Source organism: Nostoc commune NIES-4072 (assembly GCF_003113895.1).
GTDB classification, from domain to species: domain Bacteria; phylum Cyanobacteriota; class Cyanobacteriia; order Cyanobacteriales; family Nostocaceae; genus Nostoc; species Nostoc commune.
Window position 1 is genome coordinate 4,841,804 of sequence record NZ_BDUD01000001.1, and the last position, 17,316, is coordinate 4,859,119.

13 protein-coding genes and 3 pseudogenes are annotated in these 17,316 nt (G+C 39.4%); 9 read left to right on the plus strand and 7 right to left on the minus strand.

Features of this window, described 5'->3' with window-relative positions; translation table 11 throughout:
• Positions 1-386 precede the first annotated feature (386 nt).
• The 9 genes from hepC to CDC33_RS21555 all read left to right on the plus strand — a co-directional run bounded on the left by hepC (position 387) and on the right by CDC33_RS21555 (position 11,163).
• Positions 387-1,097, plus strand: coding sequence for a heterocyst development glycosyltransferase HepC (hepC, locus tag CDC33_RS21515; RefSeq protein WP_109010580.1), 711 nt, complete (start codon positions 387-389; stop codon positions 1,095-1,097).
• 96 nt (positions 1,098-1,193) lie between these two features.
• Positions 1,194-3,035, plus strand: a complete 1,842-nt coding sequence (hepA, locus tag CDC33_RS21520; RefSeq protein WP_109010581.1) for a heterocyst formation ABC transporter subunit HepA — start codon at positions 1,194-1,196, stop codon at positions 3,033-3,035.
• Positions 3,036-3,120: 85 nt separating this feature from the next.
• Positions 3,121-3,960, plus strand: a complete 840-nt coding sequence (locus tag CDC33_RS21525; RefSeq protein ID WP_109010583.1) for a hypothetical protein — start codon at positions 3,121-3,123, stop codon at positions 3,958-3,960.
• A gap of 68 nt (positions 3,961-4,028) precedes the next feature.
• Complete coding sequence (locus CDC33_RS21530) at positions 4,029-5,228, plus strand: glycosyltransferase family 4 protein (RefSeq protein ID WP_181374098.1); 1,200 nt, start codon at positions 4,029-4,031, stop codon at positions 5,226-5,228.
• Positions 5,229-5,287: 59 nt separating this feature from the next.
• Positions 5,288-6,280: a glycosyltransferase family 2 protein gene (locus CDC33_RS21535; RefSeq protein WP_109010584.1), complete on the plus strand. Its 993-nt coding sequence runs from the start codon at positions 5,288-5,290 to the stop codon at positions 6,278-6,280.
• Positions 6,281-6,408: 128 nt separating this feature from the next.
• Positions 6,409-7,611 carry a glycosyltransferase family 4 protein gene (locus CDC33_RS21540; RefSeq protein WP_109010586.1) on the plus strand — a complete coding sequence of 401 codons (1,203 nt, stop codon included), beginning with the start codon at positions 6,409-6,411 and terminating at the stop codon, positions 7,609-7,611.
• A complete protein-coding gene (locus tag CDC33_RS21545) occupies positions 7,529-8,455 on the plus strand; it encodes a glycosyltransferase family 2 protein (protein WP_109010587.1) in 927 nt (308 codons plus the stop codon). Before CDC33_RS21540 ends, CDC33_RS21545 begins: the two co-directional genes overlap by 83 nt.
• 76 nt (positions 8,456-8,531) lie before the next feature.
• The gene (locus CDC33_RS41980; protein ID WP_109010589.1) at positions 8,532-9,965 is read left to right on the plus strand and encodes a glucose-6-phosphate isomerase; all 1,434 of its coding nucleotides are present in this window, start codon (positions 8,532-8,534) and stop codon (positions 9,963-9,965) included.
• 85 nt (positions 9,966-10,050) lie between these two features.
• Positions 10,051-11,163 carry a glycosyltransferase family 4 protein gene (locus CDC33_RS21555; protein WP_109010590.1) on the plus strand — a complete coding sequence of 371 codons (1,113 nt, stop codon included), beginning with the start codon at positions 10,051-10,053 and terminating at the stop codon, positions 11,161-11,163.
• Between the two features lie 203 nt (positions 11,164-11,366).
• Here the strand turns inward: CDC33_RS21555 and CDC33_RS21560 are convergent, their stop codons facing one another.
• The 7 genes and pseudogenes from CDC33_RS21560 to CDC33_RS21595 all read right to left on the minus strand — a co-directional run bounded on the left by CDC33_RS21560 (position 11,367) and on the right by CDC33_RS21595 (position 16,582).
• Positions 11,367-11,813, minus strand: coding sequence for a serine hydrolase domain-containing protein (locus tag CDC33_RS21560; protein WP_369694337.1), 447 nt, complete (start codon positions 11,811-11,813; stop codon positions 11,367-11,369).
• Positions 11,785-11,916: pseudogene (locus CDC33_RS40595) on the minus strand (SDR family oxidoreductase); the annotation flags it as partial. The pseudogene CDC33_RS40595 and the gene CDC33_RS21560, both read right to left, overlap by 29 nt.
• Before the next feature lie 456 nt (positions 11,917-12,372).
• Positions 12,373-12,549, minus strand: a complete 177-nt coding sequence (locus tag CDC33_RS38980; RefSeq protein ID WP_181374099.1) for a hypothetical protein — start codon at positions 12,547-12,549, stop codon at positions 12,373-12,375.
• A 241-nt stretch (positions 12,550-12,790) separates the two neighbouring features.
• A pseudogene (locus CDC33_RS21580) lies at positions 12,791-12,946 on the minus strand (high light inducible protein); the annotation flags it as partial.
• 295 nt (positions 12,947-13,241) lie between these two features.
• A pseudogene (locus tag CDC33_RS21585) lies at positions 13,242-13,499 on the minus strand (FAD-dependent oxidoreductase); the annotation flags it as partial.
• Between the two features lie 187 nt (positions 13,500-13,686).
• The gene (locus tag CDC33_RS21590; RefSeq protein WP_109010594.1) at positions 13,687-15,459 is read right to left on the minus strand and encodes a KAP family NTPase; all 1,773 of its coding nucleotides are present in this window, start codon (positions 15,457-15,459) and stop codon (positions 13,687-13,689) included.
• 295 nt (positions 15,460-15,754) lie between these two features.
• Positions 15,755-16,582, minus strand: coding sequence for an IS982 family transposase (locus CDC33_RS21595; RefSeq protein WP_109006873.1), 828 nt, complete (start codon positions 16,580-16,582; stop codon positions 15,755-15,757).
• Positions 16,583-17,316 lie beyond the last annotated feature (734 nt).

Consider the following 17,316-nt stretch of genomic DNA (forward strand, 5'->3'; position numbering starts at 1 on the left):
TATTTCTACATACTCTTATATTCTAGAGATTAAAGCACTTTCATAAAGGCTAAAAGACAACAGGGGACTGGTTTTATTAAATATATCGATACAATAAACACCTCAGTGCAATTAAACGTCGATATAGATTCATGGGTAATTTACCTCTACATTTTTCTACTGTCAGTAGTTACCGGAAAATACTGATTGCTCATGAATATTGATAGTAACGTTGATTTGTACATCTCTACACCAGCAGAATTCTGAGTGGCAAATAGCAATAACATATTTTGCCCTCAATTATCTCCAAATTTTTGGACTTACAACAAGATTCGGATTTGGGTCTTTGGCATTGATAGCCTTTGATAAACCTCAGTAATTCACTCCTGTATAAACCCAAAGACATTATGACAACTTCAATAATTCCAACTTTAGAGAATTTATATGATGTAACCCAGGAACACCAAGATAATCGTGGGTACTGCACACTCCAGTGGCGACGGGGTAAGCTGTTGGTGAAGCCGCTTGGACAAGTTAAACAACCATATTTGCCTTCATTAAATAGTAAGCGATCGCTAGTAGAATGCTTACAACATTCTCCAGTAAGTTTAGTAAGTATAGATCCCAAACTGGGCGAGGCTTTGCTCAGGTTTTGGGCAGATGCATGTGAAGAAGCTCAAAAGCCAATATTCCTAAGCATATCCGCTAGCAATAAACTGTCTAACCAACCCTTCTGGCGACTAATCGATTGGATTGCTGCTTTGGTGTTGCTGCTATTAGTAAGTCCAGTCATGTTGGGATTGGTTGTGTTAATGCAGGTTTACTCGCCAGGATCGCTTTTTTGCCGTGAGTGGCGTGTTGGAGAACGGGGTAAACTGTTTCGAGTAATCAGGTTTCGCACGCAAAACACTACAGCGCTAGGGCGTTGGATGGGTAAATACAGCCTCGATAATCTGCCCCAGTTATTTAACGTGCTGCGAGGTGACATGAGTTTAACCAGATCTCGTTGTTGGACTTTAGAAGATGCAGTACAGCTAAATAAATTACCAGAAATTAAAGCTTCGTGGGAAGTAGAAGCACAGTCTCACCTGTTACATCTAGATAGCCAAACACTGTAATTTATCTGTGCGGTAGGTAATTGATTGTTTCATCTACCGCACTGAGGCTAAAGCACTATAGCGGTCTATCTACCTTGCCAAACTATTATAAAATCCATGCATTTCCAATTTACTCAACAACTTCGTAGTCTGCTTAAAGCTTCTAGCTTCTGGCAGGACAACTATTTGCTATTGCGAGAATTTAAGCACTTTCGCAAGATTGTAATTTTAGCTTTGATATTCTCAATTCTGGCGGCAACTTTTGAAGGTGTCAGTATTGGTTTTTTACTTTCATTTTTGCAAAGCTTAACTAGTCCCAATGCTCAACCTGTCCAAACAGGAATAGAATGGTTTGACAATTTAGTATTGGGGGCGAATACATCAGCAATTAATCGTTTATATCGAGTATCTTCGCTGATTTTATTAAGTACTTGGTTACGTGTTGCCTTCAATTACTTTGGACAAGTTTATACTGAATTATCTCAACTGCATTTTGGCGATCGCTTACGTAAGCAAATTTTTGAACAGTTACAATCTTTATCCTTAAGTTACTTTGCCAAAACTCGTTCTGGTGAACTAATTAACACAATAACCACAGAAATTGAAAGGATAAGACAGGGTTTCAGTGGCGCAGCCTTTTTAATAACTAGAGGAATCACAACTCTTGTCTACTTGATTTCCATGTTTTTGATATCATGGCAACTAACTGTAATTTCAGCACTACTATTTACACTTTTAGGTGTAGGTTTATCTAATCTGAATGCCAGAGTCAGAGAATCAAGTTTTGGCATGACAACTGCTAATGCTAATTTTACATCAACAGCCATAGAATTTATTAATGGCATTCGCACAGTTCATTCCTGTGGTACTCAAGAATTTGAGCGCCAGCGTTATTATAAAGCCAGTGACAAGGTAGTAAGTACTACAACTAAAGTTGTATTCACTTGGACACTTGTCAAACCAATTGCCGAAGGGGTAGCTACTACGGTGTTGGTGGGAATGATTATTTTGGCATTCACTAGCCTGGTTAGTAATGGAACGCTACAAGTTGCTTCTTTGCTAACATTTTTCTTTGTCTTATTTCGCTTTATCCCGTTTGTTCAAGATATTAATGGCACGAGAGCATTTCTCAATACTCTACATGGCTCGGCAGACAACATTAAAAATCTGCTAAAAAGTGATGATAAAAATTATTTTCAGAATGGAACACTTCAGTTTAAAGCTTTAGAAAGAGCAATAAATTTAGTATCTGTTGATTTTGGTTACGATGACAAAAATTTAGTGTTGCATAATATTACCCTAACCATTGAAAAGGGGAAAATGACAGCATTAGTCGGAGCATCTGGTGCTGGTAAAACAACTCTTGCTGATTTGATTCCCCGATTTTATAATGCCACAGAGGGAAATGTTTATATCGATGAACTTGATATCAGGTTGTTTGAAATTAATTCTCTTCGTCGTCAAATAGCTGTTGTCAGTCAAGATACTTTTATCTTCAATACTGATGTTTGGCAAAATATTGCTTATGGTACTCCACAAGCTACTAATGAGCAAATTCAAGAAGCTGCTAAATTAGCCAATGCGTTGGAATTTATTTTAGAAATGCCTGAAGGTTTTAATACCCAATTGGGAGATCGGGGTGTTAGATTATCTGGAGGACAAAGACAGCGAATTGCTATCGCACGGGCGTTACTAAGAAACCCAGAAATCTTGATTTTGGATGAAGCGACTAGTGCTTTAGATTCTGTATCAGAGCGCTTGATTCAAGATTCATTAGAAAAGCTATCTGTGGGTAGAACAGTAATTGCGATCGCTCACCGTCTTTCTACTATTGCTAAAGCCGATAAAGTCGTAGTGTTAGAAGCAGGACGAATAGTAGAACAGGGCAAATATCAAGAATTACTCGGACGTAAAGGTAAGCTTTGGGAATATCACCAGATGCAATACTATAATTCGTAATTCGTAGTTAGTAATTCGTAATTTTTAATTGGCAAATTACGAATTAGTTTCACTACTAAATTATTTATATAACTAGGAAAAATAAATGGTAAACATAGGCTATCATACTGCTAAACTTCAAGGTAGATTTAATCGTTCCCTATATAAAGCAGCCCTTTCTCAGATTGTCAGCATCCCCATCAAACAAACTCGGCAAGTTCCGATAAGTGTCTATGCTTTATCATGTGAACGCGATTTGCCAGAACAAGTGGCAAGTATTCGCTCATTTATTCGTCATGTTGGTATTCCAGATACATTCACTATAGTTTCTGATGGCAGTTACACTGAGTCTAGTTGTAATTTACTCCGCCGCGTCCATCCCTGCGTTCAGGTAATACTTTTACAAAACTTTCTAAGAACGGATTTACCTCAATGTGTTCTTGATTATGCCCAACTGCATCCAATGGGCAGAAAATTGTCGGCATTAATGTCAATTCCGGTTAATGGAGCTACGATTTACACTGATTCAGATATTTTATTTTTCCCCGGCGGGATTGACTTAATTGATTTGAGTAAGTCGGACAATAAATATTCTCTTTATCTACCTGATTGTTCCATGTCACTAGACGATCGCATTATTTATGATGATTCTGAAAAATTAAATCCAGTAAATGGTGGATTTATATTCTTTAGGCATGAATTTGACTGGACTTTTGCTATCGAACGTTTAGCAAACCTTCAAGAAGCTCCTACTTATTTTACTGAGCAAACAATTGTCCATTTGACAATGCATCACAATCATGGTGAGCCTTTATGCACAAATAAATATGTTCTCAATGTAGAAGATCAGTTCATTTATCCAGATAAATCTGCAAGTAAAAACATTGCTCTTAGACATTATGTGAGTGATGTTAGACATAAGCTCTGGTTTAATGTTGGCATATAATTTTGATGAACTTAAACCTCTATTTAGATGAGGAATACAGTTAGTAATAACGTAAAACATGGTGGTTAATGATTAACTCAATCAATGATGCCAAGCGAAATGATGAACAATTGGACAAAGGTATTTTTGAAGAAGACCTGATTTATCAATGCTCCAATTTCGATGTAGGCGAGGGCGGAGGTGTTGAAACTTATTTAGCTTCTCTGTTTGAACATCGACCACCTGAAGTTAGCGATCGCGTGATAAAATCGCTTAAGAATGTTGACCAAAGCCAGTTTAAGCTGCTGCACCTCCACAGCCCAGATTTACTTTTGCAGCTTACAGGCGAGTGTCCTACGGTTTTCAGCGTTCATAATCACTCATTGTACTGTCCTAGTGGCACAAAGTATTTAGCTGGACAGCAAACAATCTGCGATCGCAACTTCTCTTACTTAGGTTGTACTTGGGGTAAATTAGCAGATAAATGTGGTAGTCGTAGACCGTTAAGAACTCTTAAAGAACTTCAAAATACTCATCAGTTATTAGATGCTTTAAAAAAAGTAAAAATTACTTTTGTTGCTAATAGCGAATACGTGCGTCAAGAGTTGATTAAAAACGGTGTAAACTCTGAGAGAATTGTAACCTTACACTGTGGTATTTCTATACCAAAAATAACTACTGCACCCTTGAATTTAGATATCCATCAAAATCATAGAATTTTGTTTGTTGGACGGATTGTTTCTGATAAAGGTCTGGAATGGTTACTCAAAACTTTAATACATACAAATCCGCAAATTCAACTTGATATTGCAGGTGAAGGCTGGGAACGACCACGCTTAGAAAGGTTAGCAAATACACTCGGATTAAGTAACCGAATTACTTGGCATGGTTGGTGCGATCGCAACACATTAAATAACCTTTACGAACAGTGTTTTGCAGTTATCTTCCCTAGCGTTTGGCCTGAACCTGCTGGTCTTGTAACTCTAGAGGCATACTCTCGTTATCGACCTGTAATTGGTAGTGCAGTCGGAGGTATTCCAGAACATTTGCGAGATGGAGAAACAGGTATTCTTGTTCCAGGTAATGATATCAAAAAGCTGGCTGATGCGATTCATGATTTGTATGGGGATTATGAAAAAAGCCGATACATGGGCGAACAAGGTCATGCTTTATTAATGAAAGAATTTACCATGAATGCTCATGTGAATAATCTCCGAACAATTTATGCAAAAACAATAGCTGAATTTCCTTCTACGAAAAAAATATATAGCATTTCTCAAGTGAAATAAGCTTACTTTGGTATAGCAAATTGTCCATTTTTTACCTATAAAATATAAAGGAAAAAACTATGTCATCGTCTCAAGAATCTCAACAGTCTTTAGTTAGCGTTATTATCCCTACCTATAATAGACCAGAGTATCTCAAGCAAGCGATCGCTAGCGCTGTTAAACAAAGTTATCAAAATATCGAAATTATTGTTTCTGATAATTGTAGCCCAGAAAATCCTCAAGAACTTGTGGCATCTTTTGGTGATTCACGCATCAGATTTTGGCGACATCAGCAAAATGTTGGGATGATTGCTAATCAGCAGCATGGCTTCAAGATGGCGCGAGGTAAATATGTTGCTAGTCTTCATGATGATGATATCTGGAATGAAGATTTTTTAGCAAAGCTAGTACCACCTTTAGAAGCAAATTCTGAGTTAATTCTTGCTTTTTGCGACCAATATATCATAGATGCAGATAGCATAATTAATCATGCTGGAACTGAAGAAAATACACGCGGTTATAAGCGAGACAAACTAGCAAAAGGAATTCATCAACCTTTTTACAAAATTGGATTGGTAGATAAAAGCATACCTACTGCTGCCTCTTGTGTGATTCGTAATAATATTATCGATTGGGATAGTATGCCCTCAGAAGTTGGCGGAATGTGGGATTTATATTTAACTTATCTCTGTTGTATATCTGGTTACGGTGCTTACTATTATCCAGAGAGATTGACACGATATCGTGCCCATGAGCAAACTGATACTATGCTCAGTGGTAGTCGAGATATGCAGGCAAAAATCCGCAAAGCTAAAAGCGAAATGTTTTGTTATCAAGTCTTTATGGAAGACGTTCGGTTACAGCAATTTAAAAGTTACTTTCAACAGAAATGGTTAGAAGCTAATACAACTTTAGGAATTGGTTTACTACGAAGTGAACAGATAGCCGCAGCACGCCCTTATTTTTGGCAGGCATTGAATCAACAAAGATTTGATGTGCGAACTATAGCGGCGCTAAGTCTTAGTTTTACTCCGCGTTTTTTCGCAGACAAATTAATAGAAATCTCTAAATGATAGAATAATCTTGCCTTAATTGTAGATTTTTTAACGAACCGCAGAGACGCAGAGGGCACAAAGGTAATAAAAGTAAGAGTTTTACTTTGCGTCTTTGTTTCAGCTTATTTTACCAAGCAAGGTAGTATATGAAACTTTGTATTGTTACTCATAAAATCAAAAAAGGTGATGGTCAAGGGCGGGTAAATTACGAAGTAGCTCAAGAAGCAATTCGTCGTGGTCATGAATTGACATTATTGGCTAGTGAAGTCGCATCAGAACTAGAAGATAATAGTCAAGTTAATTGGATTTCAATTCCAGTCAAAGGCTATCCGACAGAATTTGTGCGGAATTTCATATTTGCCCAAAAGAGTGCAGATTGGTTACGGCAACATCGCTCTAAGATTGATTTAGTTAAAGTCAATGGCGCAATTAACCTGGCTGCGGCTGATGTAAATGCTGTACATTTTGTCCACAGTTCATGGTTGCGATCGCCTGTTCATATTTCCCGCAACCGCCGAGATTTGTATGGTTTATATCAATGGCTATTTACGGCTTTTAATGCCCGTTGGGAAAAACAGGCTTTCCAAAAAGCGCAGGTTGTCGTAGCGGTATCGGAAAAGGTAGCGCAGGAATTAGTTAACATTGGTGTGCCGCGTTCTCGGATTCGTGTAATTGTCAATGGCGTTGATTTAGAAGAGTTTGCCCCTGGTGCAAGCGACCGCCAAAAATTAGGTTTACCGGAGAATGTCACCTTAGCATTGTTCGCCGGAGATATCCGCACACCTAGAAAGAACTTAGATACGGTGCTGCACGCCTTAGCGAAAGTTCCAGATTTACATTTAGTAGTGGTGGGACACACCCAAGGTAGTCCTTTCCCAGAATTAGCAGCATCTTTAGGGTTAAGCGATCGCGTGCATTTTGTGGGATTTCGCCGTGATATCCCCCAAATTATGCAAGCAGTAGATTTATTTGTTTTTCCTTCCCGATACGAAGCTTGCAGCCTCGTATTGTTAGAAGCACTTTCTTCAGGATTGCCTGTAATTACTGCCACAGCTACCGGAGGCGGAGAGTTGGTGACACCAGAATGTGGCATCGTCTTATCCGACTCAGATGATATTGATGCTTTGGCTGTGGCGTTGATGTCCTTGGTGAGCGATCGCGCCCTCATACAGCAAATGGGCAAAGCAGCTCGCTCTGTGGCAGAAAAACATAGCTGGACTACTATGGCACAAACTTATGTGGATCTATTCGAGGAGTTAAGCAATAATGCGGAACACCGTTCTGATACCGACTTATCGCCGTCCACAAGACCTATCACGCTGCCTTTTGGCGCTACAGGAGCAAACTAAACCCGTTGATCAGGTGATAGTAGTTGTCCGTGACACGGATGCAGAAACTTGGGAATTCTTGGCGCAATTAAACGCGCCCAATTTGCCATTGCATACTGTGAAAGTCACACAACCGGGAGTAGTAGCTGCCCTCAACGCCGGACTAGCAGCAGTGGAGGGTGATATCGTTTCCATTACTGATGATGATGCTGCACCTCACCCAGATTGGTTAGAGCGCATCGCCGCTTACTTTACCTGTGATAGCCATCTCGGCGGACTGGGAGGGCGTGATTGGATATACCACGGCAGCAAATTAGAAGACGAATCCCGCCCAGTAGTGGGACAGTTGCAGTGGTTTGGCCGAGTGATTGGCAACCATCACCTGGGAGTAGGAGAACCCCGCGAAGTCGATATTCTCAAGGGCGTAAACATGAGTTTTCGTACCCAAGCAATTGGACAACTGCGCTTTGACGAGCGGATGCGCGGTACTGGAGCGCAGGTACATTTTGAAATGGCATTCACTCTGACATTAAAACGGGCTGGTTGGAAGATAATTTACGATCCTAATGTTGCTGTAGATCACTATCCGGCACAACGTTTTGATGAAGATCAGCGAAATAATTTTAACGAAATTGCCTTTATTAATTTAGTCCATAATGAAACCTTAGTTTTATTAGAGCATTTGCCATTTATCCGCCGAATTATATTTTTATTATGGGCAGTATTTGTGGGTACATGCGATAGCTTGGGTTTCGTCCAATGGCTGAGATTTTTACCTAGCCAAGGGCAGTTGGCAGGGAAAAAATTACTGGCATCTTGGCGGGGACGTTGGCAAGGATATAAACAATTTGTCATTGGTCATTAGTCATTTGTCATTGGTCATTGCAGACTGATTATTCCATTTGGGATTTTTTATGTGTAAATCTAAAATCTAAAATTGAATGAATTCTAGACAGATACTTTTCAATAGTTTTTTACAAGAAAGCTATTCTCCCGAAGAGCGATCGCAACAGGGTTGGATGGCGATCGCAGGCTTTATATTACTAACTGTAGTTTGCTATTTTGCTGGTGCGACTGCTGCATTGCGCCTAATTTATCCGGTGATGGCTTTAGTAGTAGCCATATTTTTATACTTGCGGCATCCCATTCTCTACATCAGCTTTACTTGGTGGATCTGGTTTCTCACGCCCTTAGCTACCCGCTTGGTTGACTATCGCGTGGGCTGGGACGCTACCCGTCAGATGCTTATAGCACCATACTTGGTAGTATTTGTAACTATTGCAACATTCTTGCGACACTTTCCCCGCGCCTCACGTCAAGGGGGCTTGCCGTTTGTTTTGGCTTTTATCGGAGTCTTCTATGGCTTTCTAATCGGTCTGATTTATAACCCACCAATCCCTGTAGCACGTGGGCTGATGGATTGGCTTAGTCCGATTATTTTCGCTTTTCACTTATTTATCAACTGGCGAGATTATCCCAGCTATCGCCAGAATATTCAGCGAACATTTCTCTGGTCTGTGTTAATTTTAGGAGCTTATGGCGTATATCAATTTGTGGTAGCTCCTGAGTGGGATAGGTACTGGCTCATCCAATCAAAACTATTCATGAGTTCTGGAAACCCTGTACCTTTCGGAATGCGCGTCTGGAGTACATTGCACTCAGTCGGCCCCTTTGGTTCCGTCATGCAAGCTGGGTTGCTCTTGTTATTTACTAGTTCAGGAAACTTAATTTTTCCTGCTTCAGTTGTTGGTTACTTGTCCTTCCTGTTGACACAAGCACGTACTAATTGGGGAGGCTGGTTATTAGGAATAATTATGATCGTGGGTTCAGTCAAAACCCGCATTCAAATGCGCTTAATCATCATAATTGTGGTGATGGCAATTTGTGTTGTGCCATTGACAACCATTGAACCAATTGCTGGTGTTGTAGCAGCCCGTTTGGAAACATTTTCTAACCTTGAAGAAGATAACAGTTTTAAAGATAGATCGGGAAGTTACGATAAAAACCTTGGTTTAGCCCTTTCTAATGGTCTAGGTAATGGCTTAGGAAATATTTGGAAAGTTAACGAAAAAACTGGACAAATCGAAGTAGTGGTTATTGATAGTGGCATTTTAGATATGTTTTTTACCCTTGGTTGGTTTGGAGCCATCTTTTATATGGGTGGATTAATTTTTTTAATTATCAGTGTCAGCAGTTATGGTGAAGGTCGTTTTGATAGTTTTATTAGTGCTGCCCGCGCTATTGGTATCAGTTCTTCCACACAGCTAATTATCGGTAGCGGCATGTTAAGTGTGGCAGGGATGATTCTTTGGGGATTTTTAGCTATGGCTATGGCAGGACACAAGTATTATCAACATCAAAAGAATTATGAATAAACACGAAAATATTTGACTGGATGCAAATTATTTTTTGTAGTTAGTTAAAAACAAAATCTTACAACTTAAATAGGGCTAATATATTATGAAAGCAATTATTGTAATGCCACTGGCCGAGCAACGAGGTGGCGGTGAAATGATGCTTTGGGATTTGGTACAGCAAGGGCGTAATGCTGGTGTTGAGTGGCTGGTGATATTTTTAGAAGACGGCCCGATGGTTGAGCAAGTAAAGTCCCTTGGTATTGATGCGCGAGTTGTGGAAAGTGGACGTTTACGCCAAATCTACCGTTTTATTGCTGCCGTTTTTCGGATAGCTGCGATCGCCCGCCGCGAACGTGCAGATATAATTGTCAATTGGATGTGGATTACGCATATATCTGGAGGTTTGGCGGCGATGCTGGCGGGCTTACCTGCTGTATGGTATCAGCTAGAAGTGCCTAGCGATAAAACTTGGTTGGTACGAATCGCTACTTTAATCCCAGCGCGTGCAATTATCACCCTCTCCCAAGATGGCAAGCAAGCACAGGCAGAGATTTGGCCCCACAGACCAACACCTTTAGTTTATCCTGGTGTTGCATTAGACCGATTTGAGCCTAATGCTTTGCCGTCTCCAGAAGAAGCACGGCGAAAACTAGGCTTACCTTTACACGGGCCGTTAATTGGAATTGTTGGGCGATTGCAACGATGGAAGGGAATGCACGTATTGGTGCAAGCGATGCCAAAAATTTTACAGAAGTATCCTGATGCTCATTGTGTAGTGGTTGGCGGTAAGCACGATTTAGAACCAGATTATGAGGATTTTTTAAAAGCTGAAATCGCCTCCTTGGGCTTGAAAGAGCAAGTAATTATGGCTGGTTTACAGCGTAATATTCCAGAGTGGGTGCAGGCGATGGATGTATTCGTTCATGCCTCGGATAAAGAACCCTTTGGAATTGTGATTATTGAAGCGATGGCGCTGGGTAAACCTGTGATTGCTGGTGATGCAGGCGGCCCGACAGAGATTATTACCGATGGCATGAATGGATTATTAACACCTTACGGTGATGCAGAGAAGTTAGCGATCGCAATTCTCCGCTATCTTGACGAGCAAGAGTTTGCCCAAAGTGCCGGAGTAGCCGCCAGGCAACGCGCTCTCGATTTCTCAACGCAGAATTATGCTCAAAACTTTATTAGTGTACTTCGTTCTGCTAAAGCTTGATCCTCCCTCACTCTCCTTAAAAAGGAGAGAATTTAAAACCTCGTTTTCAGCCTCTGGATAGATGATTCTTAAACAGTGCAGCAATGTTTTGTTAGCCCTCATAGAACTAAACGTACCTCTAATTCACTCTAGTTGCCATACGCTCTCCTCCACCCCGATCTAGTCCACCTTGATGTAGTATTACACCTGATGCCTTGCCTGTCTCATCTACTAAGAATGTGCGTTGAGCGTTCACCTGACGTAAACTCTAGTGGTTCACCACTAAACCGGGCAATCAAATTATCTAAGGTTACTTTGATTTTCGTTATCTGCTCGAAGTTATCAAGTTCATTAAAGTTAGGAATCCCTGAAGTGTGATTGAGGAGTTGATGGATGCTAATTTGCTCGCCGTTAGGGTAGTCGGGCAAATAAGTTGAAATCTTTTGATGCACCGATAGCAAACCTTGCTCCTGAAGTTGCAGAATTGCTGTCGCGGTGAACTGCTTGGTAATGGAACCGATGCGAAACTTTGTCTTTTGTGTATTGGGAACATCATGTTCCAGGTTAGCCATGCCGTAGCCTGCACTCAACAGTATTTCACCTGCACGGGCAACCAATACCGATCCCATGAAGTAGCGATTTGCCAGACATGCTTGAAGATAAGCTGTCATCTTTTGCCCCGCGTCTAGCAAACTCAACAGCTGTGATCCGTCCGATACCACTGGAGGCTCCAACGACGGAAACGACTTGTTGATTGATTGGCTTTAATTTCATAAGTGATACTCCTTAAAAAAAATGGGGATTCGGGATTAAAACAATTGTTTCCCAGCCCCTAATCAAAGGTGATAAGCAAGAAACTGGTTCAATGCGTCAGTAAATAATTCAGGACGCTCGACTTGGGGTAAGTGCCCACAATTGGGTATCAAAGCTAAGTGACTGCATCTTGCGCTTGGTAATTCGGCAAAACTAGGTCATTTTGCCGCTTTTCAAACCCCATGTTCACAGTTACTCCTTTCGATTATTTCGATAGACTCGTGCATCGTTTTTTGATAACATCTTGGATGAGAAAAATGAAAGTTCAAGCCTTAGAAAAATATGGCAGTGCTTTTACCCAAATAAGGGTTTTTCAGAAACTAAAAGCACTACCATATATTTTGCTGAGGCTCATATTATATCTGAAATTATTCAATGTCATCAAAAAACAAGAATATCCTGCTTCAATTAATCCGATTAAAACCGAATAAGCCCATAATAAGCACTTACAGCAGCTAGGATAATTGTTATAACTCCCAAAGTTGTGCTAAGTAGAAATTGCACAGAGGTTTTTTTATTGAGAGCTTCTTTACTTCCACCTTCAAGTATCGTGCGTTCGGTGTTGTTAGAATTGGTTACGTTGTCAGTTGTCATGGTTCTTATCTTGTTTGATTATTTATTACAATTTCGCCTTTAGTCCTAAAAATTACATCTAGCTTTAGGATTAACAAAAAAGGTAGAAATAAGTAGATGTAATTAAATCTGACTTTCATTCCCTTGATTACAAATCGGCAGATCAAGCTTCTTGTGAACTCTTTCTAGAAACTGTTGTTGTTCGGGCTACTAAGTTTTTCTTTATTGATTTCCCCAAGGAGGGATAAATATAAGCGAAGATTTAGCGAACCAAGTGGAGTACATCACGTACTAAACTATAGCCAGCCAAATCCCAAAGTACGTAAGAAACAAAGCCAATCATCGCTAAACGCCCATTCCACAACTCTTGTTGGGGATTCCACCCAATAATCCAAGCATTGCGATCGACACCGTTATAGGCTTTAACTTCAGTAGATAATTAGACTTGTCGCTTTATAAAAAATTCCTGTCCTATGGCAATACAATTCAGACAAGACCAAAACACTTGTAGAGACGGCGATTTATCGCGTCTCGAAAACCTCGTTATGCCATTGCATCGACTCGTTATGCCATTGCATCGACCCGTTATGCCATTGCATCGACTCGTTATGCCATTGCATCGACCCGTTATGCCATTGCATCGACTCGTTATGCCATTGCATCGACTCGTTATGCCATTGCATTGACCTGCAATGCCAATAAACTTGTAAAAAAAGATATTCCAAGCCGTACTTATGCAGTTCCAACTCTTGGATGACTGGCCCTAAGAAAATAAACAGATGGTTAATCGCGCAAGGACTAAATTTAAAACCAGGTGCTTCATCAGGCATAAGTTCTTCAGTTGTAGAACCGCCGCCGGGGAGCGATCGCCCTTCCAATAACAGAACGCTGTAACCAGGTTTTAGCAGGTAGCCAGCACAAACTAAGCCATTATGACCAGCGCCAATAATTACAACGTCATACGATTCCATGAGTACATTGTGAGGATTAAAGTATATTCCCCGATATTAGAAAGTGCTGAAGATATCTAAATCTTTCGTGGGTTATAGAATATTTATATATCTAGTAGTAGTGTTTTTATCACCAAGAAGTAAATTTATTTTTAACCAACTTTATTGTATGAACCAAGAAACACTATAAATAAATCCAAATTTTATATTATTCATAGTTAGTATCAGTTTTTACCTCTATGCTGTCAGTCATTTCTTCTAGTTTTTTGAGGTGCTGTGCATTCACAAGCCATTTCTCATCATAGTTAGATTTATCTGTACCATATTGACTTTGTTGCTCTTTTAATATTGCAATTTCATGATTAATTATTGGTAACGCTTTCCCTTGGGTAATTACTTTTTTTAGCAACTCAAACCGTGATGTTTCATTAATTTGACACAAGAGTTGCGAGATACAACGACTAATGATAACTTCATTGCTAAAAGCAAGAATGCTATGAGATTCATCATCTTGAGATAATAATTGCTCGCTGACATCAAACAAAGCTTCTACAACTGAAGGGATATAATTCACAGGAATTTCTTCAGTAGAATTTTCTAACTGTTCTATAAACACCCTGGCTTGCGTTGTGCCGTTTGGAAGTTTTTGTTTAGTAAGTTCTATCAAATAATTTCTAAACTTATCTATATTTTCAACTAAACCAAGGATGATTTTTATCTGAATATTAGACAATTCACCTGCTGATAATGACAGACGAAAGTAAATAGGAAATATTTCTAAACTACATACACGTAGCTGTTCGCGCCATTCCAATTGCTTTTCATCTAGAGAAGTATTACCCAAAATGAATTTTAACTTAGGGAAAAGGTGTATTAGTAGGTTTTTAACGGGCTGCTTGTCTTCATCTCGCAGTTGAGCAATCCAGGTATTCAGAAGATTTTTGAGTTCGTCTATTGAAAGGTTTACCTCTCCTACAAAAATATGAGGATTTTGATGGATTATACTATAAATTTTTGGGCAAAAGACTCGCAAAGACTCAATGGCAAGGAAATCAACAGGGTTTATTTCATCTTTTACTGCTGGATACGTCACCGTTAAAGTGTTAATAAAACGAGTAATATCGCGGATGTTAGTAATAAAGTGTTCTATTCCTTGAAAGTAAATATCACCCCAGCGAGTTTGGTTGATTTGTTGTTTTGAGGTTTGAGAAAATATATAATCCAGCTTTTCAAAAAGCAACCTGCGAAGTGAAGTTTTATCAGGATTAGGTAACTCAAAACTAACTTGAATAATCTGTTCTAAGTATGCTTCTTCAGATATTTCTTTAGTATCTGCAATTGTTTTCATTACAACTTCTTTATTAAAAACCAGAAGATAGACAATATTAGTAAAATTTCGCATTGCTTTAAAAATACGAAATAACTGCTTGATATCTTCCGCAGCCAACCGATCAATATCGTCAATTGTTATGACTATTCGCCGTTGCTGCTGTGCTAACGTGTCTTCTACTTCTTCTTTTAATTCGCCAGCTTCCTTGTCTTTATCGTCCAATAATGCTACTAATGCCTTGCCAGTTTGAGCATAGGGTAGAGGAATGTCTGAAATAACGGCGGCAAAATCAGCTACTCTCTCCTTCAAACCTTTTGGCACAGATGACTCTTGGCTTAAAACATTTTTTAGTTGGTCAAAAAATCGCCTTGTAATATTTTGGTGTCCAGAAAATAACCAAGGATTAAAAGGAACGATGATTGGTTTCTCCTCCTCTGGCTTTTGCTGAAGATAGTGAACTACAAAGTTTAATAATGTAGATTTGCCAGAGTTCCAAGAACCGTAAACTGCAATAACGAAACCTTCAGGATAAGACATTCTGCAAATACTTTCCGCTAGATACTTGGCAAAGTTCGCATGTCCTAGTAAGTCTTTTTCTGGATCAACTAAGGAGCTATCTGCCGATATATCGTTAATTTCCGTCTGTGCCATAAAAAATTTTGATTACTCGTACTGCGATCGCCTCTGGCGGGGCCATAGCCCATCGTTGCACATTCAGTTGAATGAGCAATGATACCTCACGATAGAAATTTCTAGTAAATAATTTCCTCAAGGCTTATGCAATTGGTTCCATATTAACCCAAGTTGCTGGTTATCGACTGATATGCACTTGTTATCACTCAATTCATGCGATCGCGTACAACAAAGTTGGTGCCTAGCGCCAACGTGCCGATGCCATTGTTGCCAGCATTCAGCTACTTAAATGCCTATTAGTTGTATAAATTACTTATTCAATAAAAGCTTGTTGAAGAGTAAAAGAAAAAATGAATGCTTGTAGCTTAAGTAAAAACCCTTGATAAGTGACTGCATGTATTGATTTTGGAAAAACACAAGTGATACTACTAAACACAGTTTCGATATAATGCCGAGTATGTTGTTTAATATATTGATTCCAAGGCTGGTCTTGACGCTTGGAGTTCTTTTTCCTCATGACTTTTAAAGAAATGTGACTTGTTTGTTCCAAGTCATCCTCAATCGTGTAGTCGGTGTAAGCTGAATCACCATAAATTTCACTACCAGGTGGTAGATTCAAGGGTAAGGCATTTAAAGCACGTACATCGTTGGCACTACCAGGCATAAACACAAATTCGACAGGAATACCATTTTTGGTTGTTAATAACTGAACTCGAACCCCGTAAAAATATCGTTTTTTCGATGCGATGTAACCTCTATACTGCGCCGACTGTATTATTTTTACATTAAAGATACGGATGTTATCGCAGATGGGCACTGGGAACGAGTCTAAAAGATATTCAGTGGAATCACTAATTTCCTTCAGTGCCATTCCCACTTGATGAAACAAGTCGTTGATTAACATTGAGACACTGTGTAATCTCCGGTTAAATCGTGACTTTTCTAACATATTAGATATCAACTTATGTTCTTTCATATAGGTACAAGCCTTACTATGATTACCATTAAAGAACATCGCCGATGTTATTGCCGTTGTAATAATTTCTGCGTCATTCATCTCTCGACGACAATCTTCATTATGCCCAATCGCCTTTAACAGGTCGTCTATGATAGCATATATGGAAATTATTTCGTTTAGCATTTAGCCCTCCTAATTTTCTCTTCTTGGAGGGCATTTTATTGCTTTACTGTCCCAAAGCGATCGCCCATAAGAGTAACTAGCAACTTGGGTTATTAGTTATTTAGCATCGCTGTATACTAGCAGGTTAAATAAACAAACAGCGTCGGAGTGGAAATTCTATCTCCATCTCATCTAGTAAAAGTACTCAAAGAAGTTCAACTTCAACCCCAATCCTGATTATTGGTTATAATTCAGCATCATTTATGTCTATGTGTACTAGTGCCAGCTAAATTTTAAGATTCCTTTGCAAAGGTATTAATTCTTAAGAGTGAATTTGGGAAATATCAATTATTTTCTCTCCACAAAATATTCATTAGCTGCTAAAAATATTTATATAAACAAGTTTCTAGCGCAATCTCTATACATAGAATTAAATTTATGTCAATTAATTGGCTTTTTTGATTAGAAGCTCAAGCGTAGCTATATGCCTGTCTTCTCTGCGAAAGCAATCTATAGTCAATACTTACTATGAACTAAGGCGTGTTTTTAAAGTCTTAGATCCCCCAACCCCCCGATAAATTGGGGGGCTTTAAGAGACTCTGAATCAAGTCTTTTTAAGGGAATGCGGTCTTGCGGTCTTCTCCTTACAGCCCTTCTCCTAAAGATAAATTCGCGTTCGGGTATCCTATGGCAGGCGCTAGCCTCTCCCTTTGGGAGAAGAGGAGACGCCAAGGGCGAACGAGCGTCTGGTATCT